The sequence below is a fragment of the Pseudomonas sp. KH_046_1 genome (assembly GCF_057839025.1).
On record NZ_CM174481.1, the window covers coordinates 1,664,658 to 1,679,282 of the forward strand.

The 14,625-nt window shown below is 62.2% G+C and carries 13 protein-coding genes; all 13 read left to right on the forward strand.

The window, feature by feature from the left end; all coding sequences use genetic code 11:
• Positions 1-108 precede the first annotated feature (108 nt).
• Complete coding sequence (gene rfbF, locus AC3IT9_RS07520; protein WP_150724438.1) at positions 109-882, forward strand: glucose-1-phosphate cytidylyltransferase; 774 nt, start codon at positions 109-111, stop codon at positions 880-882.
• Positions 864-1,946, forward strand: a complete 1,083-nt coding sequence (gene rfbG / locus AC3IT9_RS07525) for a CDP-glucose 4,6-dehydratase (RefSeq protein WP_150724439.1) — start codon at positions 864-866, stop codon at positions 1,944-1,946. Before rfbF ends, rfbG begins: the two co-directional genes overlap by 19 nt.
• On the forward strand, positions 1,943-2,503 hold the full coding sequence (locus AC3IT9_RS07530) for a dTDP-4-dehydrorhamnose 3,5-epimerase family protein (RefSeq protein ID WP_151213396.1): 561 nt from the start codon (positions 1,943-1,945) through the stop codon (positions 2,501-2,503). Before rfbG ends, AC3IT9_RS07530 begins: the two co-directional genes overlap by 4 nt.
• The gene (locus AC3IT9_RS07535; protein ID WP_489272566.1) at positions 2,500-3,726 is read left to right on the forward strand and encodes a methyltransferase domain-containing protein; all 1,227 of its coding nucleotides are present in this window, start codon (positions 2,500-2,502) and stop codon (positions 3,724-3,726) included. The genes AC3IT9_RS07530 and AC3IT9_RS07535 overlap by 4 nt, the downstream gene beginning before the upstream one ends.
• Complete coding sequence (locus tag AC3IT9_RS07540; RefSeq protein ID WP_489272567.1) at positions 3,723-4,844, forward strand: DegT/DnrJ/EryC1/StrS family aminotransferase; 1,122 nt, start codon at positions 3,723-3,725, stop codon at positions 4,842-4,844. Before AC3IT9_RS07535 ends, AC3IT9_RS07540 begins: the two co-directional genes overlap by 4 nt.
• The gene (locus AC3IT9_RS07545) at positions 4,841-5,506 is read left to right on the forward strand and encodes an acetyltransferase (RefSeq protein WP_489272568.1); all 666 of its coding nucleotides are present in this window, start codon (positions 4,841-4,843) and stop codon (positions 5,504-5,506) included. Before AC3IT9_RS07540 ends, AC3IT9_RS07545 begins: the two co-directional genes overlap by 4 nt.
• Before the next feature lie 30 nt (positions 5,507-5,536).
• Positions 5,537-6,265 carry a cephalosporin hydroxylase family protein gene (locus tag AC3IT9_RS07550; protein WP_489272569.1) on the forward strand — a complete coding sequence of 243 codons (729 nt, stop codon included), beginning with the start codon at positions 5,537-5,539 and terminating at the stop codon, positions 6,263-6,265.
• 52 nt (positions 6,266-6,317) lie between these two features.
• On the forward strand, positions 6,318-9,242 hold the full coding sequence (locus tag AC3IT9_RS07555; protein ID WP_489272570.1) for a TIGR00180 family glycosyltransferase: 2,925 nt from the start codon (positions 6,318-6,320) through the stop codon (positions 9,240-9,242).
• Positions 9,243-9,367: 125 nt separating this feature from the next.
• Positions 9,368-10,558 carry a UDP-4-amino-4,6-dideoxy-N-acetyl-beta-L-altrosamine transaminase gene (pseC, locus tag AC3IT9_RS07560; RefSeq protein WP_489272572.1) on the forward strand — a complete coding sequence of 397 codons (1,191 nt, stop codon included), beginning with the start codon at positions 9,368-9,370 and terminating at the stop codon, positions 10,556-10,558.
• The gene (locus tag AC3IT9_RS07565; protein WP_423502031.1) at positions 10,558-11,178 is read left to right on the forward strand and encodes a pseudaminic acid biosynthesis-associated methylase; all 621 of its coding nucleotides are present in this window, start codon (positions 10,558-10,560) and stop codon (positions 11,176-11,178) included. The genes pseC and AC3IT9_RS07565 overlap by 1 nt, the downstream gene beginning before the upstream one ends.
• The gene (pseF, locus tag AC3IT9_RS07570) at positions 11,175-11,882 is read left to right on the forward strand and encodes a pseudaminic acid cytidylyltransferase (protein WP_353742332.1); all 708 of its coding nucleotides are present in this window, start codon (positions 11,175-11,177) and stop codon (positions 11,880-11,882) included. The genes AC3IT9_RS07565 and pseF overlap by 4 nt, the downstream gene beginning before the upstream one ends.
• The gene (pseG, locus tag AC3IT9_RS07575; RefSeq protein ID WP_489272573.1) at positions 11,879-13,384 is read left to right on the forward strand and encodes a UDP-2,4-diacetamido-2,4,6-trideoxy-beta-L-altropyranose hydrolase; all 1,506 of its coding nucleotides are present in this window, start codon (positions 11,879-11,881) and stop codon (positions 13,382-13,384) included. Before pseF ends, pseG begins: the two co-directional genes overlap by 4 nt.
• On the forward strand, positions 13,377-14,429 hold the full coding sequence (gene pseI / locus AC3IT9_RS07580; protein WP_489272574.1) for a pseudaminic acid synthase: 1,053 nt from the start codon (positions 13,377-13,379) through the stop codon (positions 14,427-14,429). The genes pseG and pseI overlap by 8 nt, the downstream gene beginning before the upstream one ends.
• Positions 14,430-14,625: the final 196 nt, after the last annotated feature.

Consider the following 14,625-nt stretch of genomic DNA (forward strand, 5'->3'; position numbering starts at 1 on the left):
TTCCGGTGAGTCCGGATGCGCCCTGAACGGCAGCAGGTTTAACCCTGATGGCCCGCAAAAGCTTGATACAGCTTGGCTGAGCCCTGTGACGAACAAGAGAGGAAGGGGATGAAGGCAGTTATTTTGGCGGGTGGCCTGGGTACGCGGATCAGCGAGGAGTCGCACCTCAAGCCCAAGCCGATGATCGAGGTCGGCGGCAAGCCAATTCTCTGGCACATCATGAAACAGTACTCCGCTCACGGGATCCACGATTTCGTGATCTGCCTTGGCTACAAGGGCTATGCGATCAAGGACTTCTTCGCCAACTACTTTCTGCACACCTCCGACGTCACGTTCGACATGTGCAACAACCGCATGGATGTTCACCAGAACTACAGCGAGCCATGGCGCGTCACGCTGATCGACACCGGCGAAGAGACCATGACCGGCGGCCGATTGCGCCGCGCCCGACGCTACCTCGAAGACGAAAAGGCCTTCTGTTTTACCTACGGCGACGGCGTCTCGGACCTCAACATTGGCGCGTTGGTGGATTTTCATCTCCAGCACGGAAAACTGGCGACCGTCACCGCAGTGCAACCACCCGGCCGGTATGGCGCGCTCAATCGCGATGGCGACCGTGTCCTGGGCTTCACCGAAAAGCCTCGCGGCGACGGTGGCTGGATCAATGGCGGGTTCTTCGTCCTGTCGCCCAAGGTGCTGCCGCTGATCGACGGCGACGAGACCTCGTGGGAGTCCGGACCGCTGGATGGTCTGGCCGAGCGTGGCGAGCTCATGGCGTTCCAGCACGACGGTTTCTGGCAACCGATGGACACCCTGCGTGACAAGAATCACCTGGAAGCGTTGTGGCAGAGCGGGGAGGCCCCATGGAAGCAATGGGCCTGAGCCCGCAATTCTGGCGCGGCAAGCGGGTGCTGGTCACCGGCCACACCGGGTTCAAGGGCAGTTGGCTGACGTTGTGGCTGCAAAGTCTGGGTGCCGAGGTCAGCGGGTTTTCCCTCGATCCGTCCACCGAGCCGAGCCTGTTCGAACTGGCGCGGGTGCATGAAGGCATCAACGATCAGCGCGGCGACTTGCGTGACCTCGGGGCCTTGCTGGAGCTGATCGCCGAGACCCGGCCGGAAATCGTCCTGCACCTGGCGGCCCAGCCGCTGGTGCGCGAAGGTTATCGCGACCCGTTGGGCACCTATTCCAGCAACGTCATGGGCACGCTCAACCTGCTCGAAGCGATCCGTCAGGTGGGCGGTGTGCGCGCCTGCGTGCTGGTAACCACCGACAAGGTCTACGCCAATCAGGAATGGTTGTGGCCGTACCGCGAAAACGAAGCGTTGGGCGGTCACGATCCCTACAGCAGCAGCAAGGCGTGCTGCGAATTGCTGGCGCAATCCTATGCCGCCTCGTTCTTTGCGCCGCAAAAGCACGCCGAGCACGGTCTGGCGCTGGCCACGGCGCGCGCCGGCAACGTGCTCGGTGGTGGCGATTTCGCCCCGGAGCGGTTGATTCCCGACGTGCTGCGGGCGTGGTCGGCGGATGAACCCGTGACCTTGCGCTATCCGCAGGCGGTGCGCCCATGGCAGCACGCGCTGGAACCGCTGGCCGGCTATCTGCAATTGGCTGCCGGCCTGTATGAGCAAGGCCCGCAATTTGCCGGGGCGTGGAATTTCGGCCCTGGCGAGGCGGACATGTGCAGCGTCGGTGAAGTGGTCGAACTGCTCGCCAGCCGCTGGCCGCAGGCACGCGGGCTACGCATCGAACCGAGCGATTTGCATGAGGCCGGCCTGCTGCGCCTGGACAGCAGCCGCGCCCGTCAATTGCTCGGCTGGCAACCGCGCTGGTCGTTGCAGCAGTGCCTGACCCAGACCCTGGATTGGCATTTGGCGTGGCAGAACGGCGATGACATGCGCGCCATCAGCCTGGCGCAATTGAACCTGTACCGAGGCGCGCTGTGAGTGAATTTCTGCTGAAGGCGTTGCCGCTGAGCGGTTTGTTCAGCGTGCAGCACAAACGCTTCGAAGACGAGCGCGGGCACTTTTCCCGGTTGTTTTGCGAAGGCAGCCTCGGTGCGTTTGGCCAGTCGTTTCATATCCGCCAGATCAATCACTCCTGCACCCGCGAACGCGGCAGCGTGCGTGGCCTGCATTACCAGAATGCCCGTGCGCCGGAAGCCAAGTTGATCACCTGCCTGCGTGGTGAAGTCTGGGATGTCGCGGTGGATCTGCGTCCCGACTCCGAGACCTTTCTGCACTGGCACGCCGAACACTTGCGTGCCGGTGATGGCCGCAGCCTGTTGATTGCGGCCGGGTTCGCCCACGGCTTCCAGACCCTGAGCGCCGACGCCGAGCTGCTTTACCTGCACAGCAACGACTACACGCCGGAACACGAAGGCGGGTTGTCGGTGCTCGATCCACGGCTGGCGATTGCCTGGCCGTTGCCTGTCAATAATCTGTCGGTGCGCGATGCGAGTCATCCGGCGCTCGATGAACACTTTGCCGGAGTGCGACTATGAACTGCCGTGGTTGCGCGACTGCGCTGACCCTGCCGCTGATTGACCTGGGCACCTCGCCACCGTCCAACGCCTACGTGCGTGTCGACCAGCTGGAGCAGGCCGAACAATGGGTGCCGTTGAAGGTTGCCGTGTGCCAGCAATGCTGGCTGGTGCAAACCGAGGATTACACCAGCGCCGACAGCCTGTTCGATGCCGAGTACGCCTATTTCAGTTCGTTCTCCAGCACCTGGCTGGCCCATGCCGAGCGTTATGTGGCCGAGATGGTCGAACGCTTCGGCCTGAGCACCGATAGCCGTGTGGTGGAAGTCGCGGCCAACGACGGTTACCTGTTGCAGTACGTGGCCAGGCGCGGCATCCCTTGCCTGGGCGTCGAGCCGACCCGCAGCACCGCGCAAGCGGCGCGGGAAAAAGGCCTGGAGATTCGTGAACTGTTTTTCGGTCGCGACACGGCCGCGCAGCTGAAAAGCGAAGGCTGGGGCGCCGACCTGATGGCCGCCAACAACGTGCTGGCCCACGTCCCGGACATCAATGATTTTCTCGGCGGTTTCGCGACCCTGCTCAAGCCGACGGGTGTGGCGACCTTCGAATTTCCGCAACTGCTGACGCTGATGGCCGGCCAGCAGTTCGACACGCTGTACCACGAGCATTATTCCTACCTGTCGCTGACCGCTGTGCAGACCTTGTGCGAGCGCAATGGCCTGCAAGTGTTCGACGTCAGTCAGCTCTCGACCCATGGCGGTTCGCTGCGGGTGTTCGTCCAGCGGGTGGATGGCGAGCGTCGGGAAGTGCAACCGGCGGTCCGGAAACAACTGCAGGCCGAACTCGCCGCCGGGGTGAAAACCCCTGGGTACTACGCGACCCTGGCGCCCGCCGCCGAGCGCATCAAGCATGACCTGCTGCGTTTCCTGTTGCAGGCCAGGGCCGATGGCAAGCGCGTGGTCGGCTACGGCGCCGCCGCCAAGGGCAACACCCTGCTCAACTACGCCGGGGTCAAGCCGGACCTGCTGGCCTGGGTGGCCGATGCCAACCCGCACAAGCAAGGCAAGTATCTGCCCGGTAGCCGCATTCCGATCGTGTCGCCGGCACAGATCGACATCGAAAAACCGGACTACGTGCTGGTGCTGCCGTGGAACCTGCTGGATGAGATCACCCAGGCCTTTGCCGGCATCCGTGCATGGGACGGTCGTTTTGTCATTGCCATTCCCGAGTTGATCATTCGATGAGCCGAATTCATTACACCAAACCCAGTGTCGGTGAGCTGGAAGCTGACTACGTACTCGATGCCGTCCGCCATGGCTGGGGAGAGCGCTGCTACGAGTACCTGACGCGCTTCGAAAAGTCCTTTGCCGAGCACCTGGGTGCGACGTACGCGATTGCAACGTCCAGTTGCACCGGGGCGCTGCACATGGGCATGGCGGCGCTGGGCATCGGTACCGGCGATGAGGTGATCCTCGCCGATACCAACTGGATCGCCTCGGCCGCGCCCATCACCTATCTGGGCGCGACGCCGGTGTTCGTCGACGTGCTGGCCGACAGTTGGTGCCTCGACCCGCAGCAGGTTCGCCAGGCGATCACCCCACGGACCAAAGCGATCCTGGCGGTGCACCTCTACGGCAATCTCTGCGACATGGATGCGTTGCTGGCCATCGGTCGCGAGTTTGGCCTGCCGGTCATCGAAGACGCGGCCGAGGCGATCGGCTCGCAGTGGCGTGGTTACGCAGCCGGCTCCCTGGGTGCGTTCGGTGCGTTTTCCTTTCACGGCACCAAGACCATGACCACTGGCGAAGGCGGCATCTTCGTGACGTCGGACAAGGCCCTGTATGACCGCGTACTGACCCTGTCCAACCATGGCCGGGTGGCGGGCAGCAGCAAACAGTTCTGGCCGGATTTCCTCGGTTTCAAATACAAGATGAGCAACCTGCAAGCGGCCGTCGGTTGCGCACAGGTCGAGCGGATCGACGAGCTGATCGAACGCAAGCGAGCAATCTTCGCCCACTACGCCGAGGCGTTGGCGTCGTTGCCGGGCTTGTCCATGAACCCTGAGCCCGAACATGCGCGCAACGGTTACTGGATGCCCACCGTGGTCTTTGACCGCGAGCTGGGGATCACGCGGGACAGGTTGAGCGCAGCCTTCCAGGCCGCCGATATCGACGCGCGGGTGTTCTTCTGGCCGCTGTCGTCCTTGCCGATGTTCAGCCAACTGACGGCCGACTCGCCCGTGGCGCATTCGCTGCCGGAGCGCGCGATCAATCTGCCGAGTTACCACGACATGACCGATGACGATCAGCACCGGGTCATCGAGGTGCTGCGCGCGCTGGTACTCAAAAGGACCCGACTATGAAGGTTTACCTGCTGGGGGCGGCCAATCCTGAAGCGGTACGGATGATCCTCACCCTGCAACGCAGCCAGCCGGACGTGCAGTTCGCCTTTCTCGATAACGATCCGGCCAAGCAAGGCACGCTGTTTCATGGCGTGCCGGTGGTGGGGGGCACCGACAAGGTGGCCGAGCTGAAAGGCCCCGACGCACGCTTTGTCAATTTGATCACTGGCAGCACGGCGCTGCGTTACCGGACCACCTGCGAGATCGTCGAGGCCGGCGGCACCCTGGGCAACTTCATCCACCCGGGCATCGATCTGACGATGATCACCATGGGCGTCGGCACCTATCTGCAAGAGGGCGTGATCATGCAGGCGCAAGTCAGCCTGGGTGACAACACCAGTATCAGCGCCGGCAGCGTGGTCGGGCATGAGGGGCAGGTCGGCCATTCGGTGTTCATGGCTCCCGGTGTCTGCATTGCCGGTTGTGTCGAGATCGGTGACGGCACCTTCATCGGCACCAACGCCACGATCCTGCCGCGTTTGCGCATCGGTCGTTGGGTCACCATCGGTGCGGGCGCCGTGGTGACCAGAGACGTTCCAGACTATGCGGTTGTGGTGGGCAGCCCCGCCAAAACCATCAAGACCAATCCTGCTTCCTTTCAAGACGGTCGGGTTTTCAAGTAACCACCGCGACTAATTTCCGGAGAGTCTGTAATGAATCCTCATGAGCAGTTTCGTGAAGAAGTAAAAGACAACATCGAAGGCCTGCAACAGGACAAAGCCTTGCAAGCCACGTCGCTGGACTGGGTTGGCACGACTGCCAGGCATAAGTACACCTACAACTTCAGCTGGATGGGCCGCCCGATCATTCAGTTCCCCCAGGACATGGTCGCCATGCAGGAGATCATCTGGACGCTGCGGCCGGACATCATCGTCGAGACCGGTATCGCCCACGGCGGCTCGCTGGTGTTTTACGCCTCGATGCTGGAACTGATCGGCCATGGCGAAGTGCTGGGCGTCGACATCGATATCCGCCAGCACAACCGTGAGGCAATCGAAGCGCACCCGATGAGCAAGCGGATCCGGATGATCCAGGGTTCGAGCATTGATCCGGCGATCGTCGAGCAGGTCCGTCAGCGCGTCGAAGGCAAGACAGTGCTGGTGGTCCTGGACTCCAACCACACCCACGAGCACGTACTCGAAGAGCTGCGTGCCTATGCACCGATGACCTCGGTGGGCAGCTACTGCGTGGTGATGGATACCGTGGTTGAAGACATGCCGGAAGATGCGTTCCCGGACCGTCCGTGGGGCAAGGGCGACAACCCGAAAACTGCGGTATGGGCCTACCTGGAAGAAAACCGCGATTTTGAAATCGACCGGGCCATTCACAGCAAGCTGTTGATCACCGTCGCGCCGGATGGCTACCTGCGTCGCGTGCGGTAATCGACAAGACATCGTTGGGTTTTTTCGGCGATTCGCCGTTGTGGGGAAATGTATGCAAGGCAAGAACAATTCTGAACACGGGTTGGCACTCAACGAACAGTTGACCGTGGTGCTGATGTCTCACGAGCGGCCGGCATTTTTGCGCCGTGCGGCACGTTTCTATAGCGGCTTGCCTTGCAGGATTCTGGTGCTGGACTCTTCGACCGAAGGTCAGCCAAGCCTGGCCGGGCAGTTTGAAAATGTGGATTACCAGCATGTCCCGCAGTTTGGCTACTGGGGCGTTCGCGCCAAGCTGGCCTTTGGCGTGGAGCAAGTGACCACACCGTTCATGGTGTTCGCTGCCGACGATGACTTCCATGTGCATGATGCCTTGCGCGCCGCCGTGGCATTCATGGAGGCCAATCCCGACTACGGCCTGTGCCACGGCTACAGCATGATGTACCTGTCGCAACCCAACAGCGTCAGCTACTTTCGGCGTGACAAGAAGGTTTGCGAAGACTATTCGTCCGAGCACGCCGAGGAGCGTGTGCTCGATTACATGCACCAGTACCTGCCGCCTTTCTATGCCGTACAACGCACCGACCTGGTACGTGACTGGTATCAGGTGATGCCTCAGGATACGTCCTTCCAATGGCAGGAAATCGGTCACACGTACTACATGCTGGCGCGGGGCAAGGCGCGGATTCTGCCGATCCCGTATGTGGTGCGGGAGATGAACTACGGGTATTCGGACCACAACACCGAGATCTTCCACACGCTGGCGCATACCGATGCCAAGACGGTCGCCGAGCGCGAGGCCTTTGCCGATTTCCTCTTCGGGCTACCGACTCACGTTCAAAACGAAGACCCGGAGCAAGGCCGGCAGTTCGCGCTGCAAAGCTTTGAAGCCCTGGCCGATAGCTTGCGCACCGGTCGCGCACTGACCACCGAGCTGATTATCGAGTCCGCCTGGACGAGCGTCGAGAAAGGCCCTGAGCGCCGTTTCGGCCCCAAGCAGTACGTCGAAATGCCGTTCTACAATCAACAGTTTTTTGATCAGTTGACCCAGTTCGAATTCCTGTTGCACGCCATGCCGGCCGGACGCGTTCAGTTGGCAGGCCTGGAAGGTATCTGGACCCGTCAGCAGAGCCTGATGCTGGCGCGCAACAATGACACGCCGGAAAGTGTGGTCGACCGTTTGTGGCAAGCCCACGACAGCAACGTGTTCAATCGCACGGTGGTCAAGCGTCTGGCGGCTCAGTTGGAATTGCTGGGTGAAGACGAAGAGGCGCAGACCCTGCGCGATTGGGCTGCACGTCTGGAGGCGGTGTCGCTCGAGGGTAATCGTGCGACGTTCGACAAGATGCTCTCCGGTCGTTTGCTCAAGTGGCTTGCGCCCCGTCAGCCCGATGCCCATGAGGCAGAGTCGATCGCCCGGCACCTGGCGGCCAACGACGGTGGTCCACAGTTCGGGATCTTCCTGCTGGACCTGGATAACGATATCGACAAGCTGCAGGTCAGCCTCGACAGCCTGCTCGAAGGCCACGGCAAGGCGTTCAAGATCGTGGTCTTCACCACCGGTGAAGCACCGGCGGCGACCACGGCGCAGAACACTCTGCACTTTGTCCGTGTTACCCAAAGCAACTACGTCGACAAGCTGAACCAGAGTGCTCGTCAGTCGCCTTGCGACTGGTTGATGCTGGCCGAAGCCGGCGACGAATTCACTGCCGGTGGCCTGTTGCGTGCCAGCCTGGAGCTGCTGTCTGCCGCGGACTGCCGCGCCGTCGCCACCGACGAAATCCAGCGCACCGCCGAAGGCGCACTGGTGGACGTGTTCCGCCCTGGCTTCAATCTGGATTTGCTGCAAAGCCTGCCGGCCTTGATGGCGCGTCACTGGTTGATCCGTCGGGAAGTGTTCCTTGAAGTCGGCGGCTACCAGCCCGACTTCAGCAAGGCCCTGGAATTCGACCTGCTGCTGCGCATCATCGAGCAGGGTGGCCTCAACGGGCTGGCCCACCTGGATGAGCCGCTGGTGATTGCCCGGGCGCCGGCGCTGGAAGAAAACGCCGATGAGCGCCTGGCGTTGTTGCGCCACCTGGGCAATCGTGGCTACAAGGCCAAGATCACTTCGACGGTGCCGGGTACTTATCAGATCGATTACCGCCACACCGAGCGTCCGCTGGTGTCGATCATCCTGCCGGCCGGGGATGACCTGGTGGCGCTGCAACAGTGCCTGCAAGCTGTGTTGCTGCGTACCCGCTACATCCAGTACGAAGTGCTGATTGCGGCCAACCCGAATCAGTCAGCCGAGGTCAATGACTGGATCGGTACTTACCAGCATCCAAAAGTCAGCGTGCTGCGTGCCGACCAGACCCTCAGCGATGTGGCGTTGTACAACGCGGCCAGCCAGCAGGCGCAGGGCGAGTACCTGGTGCTGTTGGCCGCCGACGGTGAAGTGGTCAACCCGAACTGGCTTGAATCGCTGCTCAATCACGCCCAGCGTCCGGAAGTCGGCGTGGTCGGTCCCAAGTTGATCGACCGCGACGGCAAGGTCACCCAGGCCGGCCTGATTCTCGGCATGAACGGTGGTGTGGGCTCAGCCTTTGTCGGTGAAAAACATGGCGCCGAAGGTTACCTGCACCGGTTGGCCCTGGAGCAGAACTACTCGGCGGTGTCGAAGGTGTGCCTGATGGTGCGCAAAGCGTTGTTCGACGAACTGGACGGTCTGGACAGCGTGACCTTCGCCGACGGCTTGAGTGACGTCGATCTGTGCCTCAGGGCCGGTCAGGCCGGTTACCTCACCGTGTGGACGCCGCTGGTACAGGTCATTCATTCGGGTGAAGTGCCTCAGGTGCCGCAGGCCCTCGATGCGCTGCGTGACAAGTGGGCGGCAGCCTTTGCCCAGGACCAGGCCTATAACGCCAACCTGGCCTTGAGCGGCAAAGGCTTCGCCCTGGGCGAAAGTGCTTTGGTGAACTGGGCGCAGATGCTCGGCTAGGCCCGGCGAACAGGTATAAGGATTCAAGGCATGTTCAACGGAAAATCGATTTTCATCGCAGGCGGGACCGGTTCGTTCGGGTGTCGGATCATCCGGGACGCACTGGTGCGTGTCTGGTTGCCAGCATGATTCCTTACGCTCGGCAAAGCCTCGATCAGGCGGATATCGACGCCGTGGTCGGTGTATTGCAGTCTGACTGGCTGACCCAGGGGCCGACCATCGAGCGCTTCGAGCGAGCGATGGCCGAACGCTGCGAGGCCGGTTATGCCGTGGCGGTGTGCAATGCCACGGCGGCCCTGCACATCGCTTGCCTGGCAGCGGGGCTCGGCCCGGGCGACTGGCTGTGGACGACACCGAACACCTTTCTCGCCTCGGCAAACTGCGGTCGCTACTGCGGTGCCGAGGTGGATTTTGTCGACATCGACCCGCTGACCTGGAACCTCGATGCCGCTGCGCTGGCCGTCAAGCTGGAACGGGCCGAGCGTGAAGGCCGGTTGCCGAAAGTCCTGGTGGCCGTGGCGTTCTCGGGGCAGAGCTGCGACATGCGCAGGATTGCCGCACTGGCCAGGCGATACGGCATTACGGTGATCGAAGACGCGGCCCATGCCGCTGGTGCGTCCTACGCCGGGCGTCCGGTGGGTTGTGGCGAGTTTGCCGCGATGACCGTATTCAGCTTTCATCCGGTGAAGATCATCACCAGTGCCGAGGGCGGCATGGTCATGACCAACAGCCCGCAACTCGCCGAGCGCTTGCAACGCTTGCGCAGCCACGGCATGACCCGGGATCCGCAGCAAATGACCGGACCCAGCCACGGCCCCTGGTATTACGAGCAGGTGGAGCTGGGCTTCAACTACCGCATTACCGACCTGCAAGCGGCCCTTGGTTTGTCGCAGTTGAGCAAACTGGATGAGTTCATCGAGCGTCGGCGTGAACTGGCGGCGCGTTATGAGCGCTTGCTGGCGTATTTGCCGCTGACCCTGCCCGCTGCACAACCGGAGGCCGAGTCGTCATGGCATCTGTATGTGGTGCGCCTGCAACTCGATCAGATCAATCTCACTCATCGTGAGGTGTTCGAGGGCTTGCGAGCTGCCGGGGTCGGTGTGAACCTGCACTACATTCCCGTACATTTGCAGCCTTACTATCGTGATCTCGGGTTCGCCGAAGGTGATTTTCCGCAGGCCGAACGTTACTACGCCGAAGCCATCAGCCTGCCGTTGTATCCGTTGCTCAGTGATGAGCAACAGGACTACGTGGTCGAGCAGATGCGGCAGCTGATCGAAATAATCCAGCCATTGCGGCGCGTGGGAAATGTGTGATGCGTGAACTGACCGAACAGGAAACATTCTGGCAGGGCGAATTCGGCAACCAGTACGTTGAGCGCAATATCGGGCAGCCGCTGGTGGCGGCCAACCTGGCGTTGTTCGCCAAGGCGCTGACACGGGTCGGGCACATCGACAGCCTGGTGGAACTGGGCACCAATGCCGGCAACAATCTGCAGGCCCTGCGTCAGCTGTTGCCCCGCTGCGAGTTGTTCGGCGTGGAGATCAATGCCGGTGCTTGCGCCGCGGCCCGGGCGTTGGGTATTGCACAGATCTGGCAGGGTTCGCTGTTCGACTTCCCCCGGGAACGCACCTTCGACCTGACCCTGAGCAAAGGCGTGCTGATTCACCTGGCGCCGGAGTTGCTGCCGGCCGCGTACGCGCAACTGTATGAGCTGAGCCAGCGCTACATACTGATCGCCGAGTACTACAACCCGGCGCCGGTCGAGGTCCCGTATCGCGGCAACAGCGGCAAGTTGTTCAAGCGCGATTTTGCCGGTGAAATGCTCGATCGCTATGACGACCTGCAACTGGTCGACTACGGTTTCGGTTACCACCGCGATCGGCAATTCCCTGTGGATGACATCACCTGGTTTGTCCTGGAAAAACGCCGTTGAACAACGTCGCCATCATCCCGGCCCGCGGTGGCAGCAAACGCATACCCCGCAAGAACCTCAAGCCGTTCGCCGGTGTGCCGATGATTGCCCGCTCGATTCAGGTCGCCCTGGAGTCCGGGTTGTTTTCCCGGGTGGTGGTCAGCACCGACGACGAGGAAATCGCCGGGCTGGCGCGGGACTGTGGCGCCCAGGTGCCCTTCATGCGCCCGGCGGCACTGGCCGATGACTTCACGGGTACCGCAGCGGTGATCGCCCATGCCCTGCAAGCCTTGGGTGAACAGGGTGATAAGTTTGATCGTGCCTGTTGCATCTACGCGACCGCGCCGTTGTTGCAAGCGCGATTTCTTGCCCAGGGGCTGAGCCTGCTGGAACAGCATCCCGACAAGTCTTTCGCCTTCTCGGTGTGCGACTTCGGTTTCCCGGTTCAGCGAGCCCTGACCCTTGATGATCACGGTGCATTGACGGCACTGTATCCGCAGTATCGCGATACCCGCTCCCAGGATTTGTCGATCGCCTATCAGGATGCCGGGCAGTTCTACTGGGGCCGCAGCGATGCCTGGCTGCGGGGCGAGGTGCTGTATTCGCCGTACAGCCTGCCGGTCATCCTGCCGCGGCATCTGGTGCAGGACATCGACACACCGCAGGACTGGAAACGCGCGGAATACCTGTATGCCGCGCTCAAAGCCGGAGGTGAGCTGCAATGAGAGTGCTGATTCGTTCCGACGCCTCGCCGACCATCGGCAGCGGCCACATCGCACGCTGCCTGTGCCTGGCCCGGGTATTGCGCAGGCAGGGCAGTCATGTGGCTTTCGCCTGTCGCCTGTTACCAGGGCATCGAGTGGAGGCACTGCGGGCCGAAGGTTTCGAAACCTTCGCGCTGCCCGAGCGCTACAGCGATGAAGACCCGCAACAAGCCATCGAATCCATGCTGCCATGGCAGGTGGACATCGCCGCGCTCGAGCCGTTGCTGGAACACCAGCCGGCGTTCGACTGGATCATTGTCGATCACTACGGCCTCGATCATCACTGGCAGACGGCTGCGCGGCGCTGGGCGCCACGGATCGCCGTGGTAGATGACCTCGCCACGCGGACCTACAGCGCCGATTTGCTGCTGAACCAGAATCTCTCGGGTACGCCAGAGGCTTATACCTCGCTGCTGGCGCCAGGCTGCCGGACATTGTTCGGCCCGCGGTTTGCCATGTTGCGCGACGAGTTCTGTTGCCCGGCCATCGAAATCAAGCCCCAGGCCCGGCGTGTGCTGGTGAATTTCGGCGGTTTCGACGCGGCCATGCAGACCTATCATGCGATGCAGGCGCTGGCGGACTTTGTCGAGCTGGAGGTCGATTTTGTCGCCGGTGCGGATAATCCGGCCTGGGCGCAGATGCAGGTGATGGCGGCGAGTCGCCCGCATTGGCGCCTGCACAGTTTTGTCAGCGACTTTTATCGATTGATGACCGAAGCCGACCTGTTTGTCGGGGCGGGTGGCGGCACCAGTTGGGAGCGCGCAGCCATGGGGCTGCCGACGATTTGCATTGCCGTATCGAACAACCAGCAGGCCAACGGCGAGGTCATGGCGGCCGCGGGTGCCCATGTGTTCATGGGCGCCCGCGAGCAGGTCAGTGTCGAGCAGTTGCGCCTGGCCATCGGCTTTGTCGCGGGTAACCAGGGTCTGCGCCAGAGCCTGGCGCAACAATCTCGACTGTTGGTCGATGGTCGTGGCGCGCAGCGGGTAGCGGCGACGCTGGCCGGCGCGGTGCTGAGGATGCGCCCGGCGACCCCGGGTGATGCGCAGCTGTTGTTCGACGGGCGCAACACCGAGGCCGTGCGTCGCTGGTCGCTGGAGACCGGCGTGATCGAATGGCCCGCGCATCAGAACTGGCTGACGGCGAGCCTGAGCAATCCCCGGCGGCTGTTGTTGATTGCCGAGGCCGATGACGGTCCGGTCGGTGTGCTGCGTTATGACCTGCGTGGTTTTACCGCCGAGGTGTCGATCTATCTGTTCGAAGGCCGGTTCGGCCTGGGCTGGGGCAGGGCGTTGCTGGCCCGTGGGGAGGACGTTGTGAAGGCCCACTGGCCAGAACTGGAGTCGCTCACCGCCCAGGTGTTGCCTGCTAACCGGCCGTCGCTGAGCGTCTTTCGCGAAGCCGGTTTTACCCAGAGTGCCTGCGCGTTCACGCGCGTATTGAAGGATCACACAGATGACTAGCTTCAAGATTGGCGAACGCCTGATCGGTGCCGATGCGCCGCCATTCATCATTGCAGAGATGAGCGGCAACCATAACCAGTCCCTGGACATGGCGCTGCAAATCGTCGAGGCCGCGGCCAAGGCCGGTGCCCATGCGTTGAAGCTGCAGACCTACACCGCCGACACCATGACCCTGGACCTGGCCGAGGGCGCGTTTTTCATCAAGGACCCGAACAGCCTGTGGGCCGGTACTTCGTTGTACGCGTTGTACGAAAAGGCCCACACGCCCTGGGAATGGCATGCGCCGATTTTCGCTCGCGCCAGGGAACTGGGCTTGCTGGCGTTCTCCACGCCATTCGATGACAGCGCCGTGGACTTCCTCGAAAGCCTCGACGTGCCGGCCTACAAGATCGCCAGTTTCGAAAACACCGATCTGCCGCTGATACGCCGGGCGGCCGCGACAGGCAAGCCGCTGATCATTTCCACCGGCATGGCCAGCATCGCCGAACTCGATGAAACCGTGCGCACCGCCCGCGAGGCCGGGTGCAAGGATCTGGTGCTGCTCAAATGCACCAGCACCTATCCGGCATCACCCGCGAACAGCAACCTGCGCACGATTGCTCATCTGCGCGAGTTGTTCGATTGCCAAGTGGGGCTGTCCGATCACTCCATGGGCGTCGGTGTGTCCGTGGCGGCGGTGGCACTGGGGGCAACGGTGGTGGAAAAGCATTTCACCCTCGAGCGAGCGGCGGGTGGCGTCGACGCCAGTTTCTCTCTGGAGCCTTCCGAACTGGCCAGCCTGGTGATCGAAACCGAACGCGCCTGGCAAGCCATGGGGCAGGTGCATTACGGCGTCACCGAGGCTGAGCGCCAATCCGTGGTGTACCGTCGGTCGTTGTATGTGACCCGGGACATGGAGGCCGGCGAGCCCTTCGACGGGACAAATCTGAGAGCCATCCGTCCGGGGCTCGGGCTGGCGCCCAAGCATGCGCAAAGCCTCCTGGGACGCCGTTCCCGTCAGGCTATCAAGCGTGGAACAGCACTGGACTGGTCGTTGGTCGAATGACCCGTTGCCGAGCTGATTCGGCAAAATAGCGTGACCTGCGAGTCAGAACGGGCATCTTCACTGTATTGTATTGACCGGGAAGATGGCGCCTGACCCTTTATCGGGTTCAGTGATGGCCCTTTATGCTTCCCGGCCGTCGCCTTGGTGCGACGGAAATCCAGGTTTGTCGGCGCCCCTCGATTGCTGCGAGTGGTGG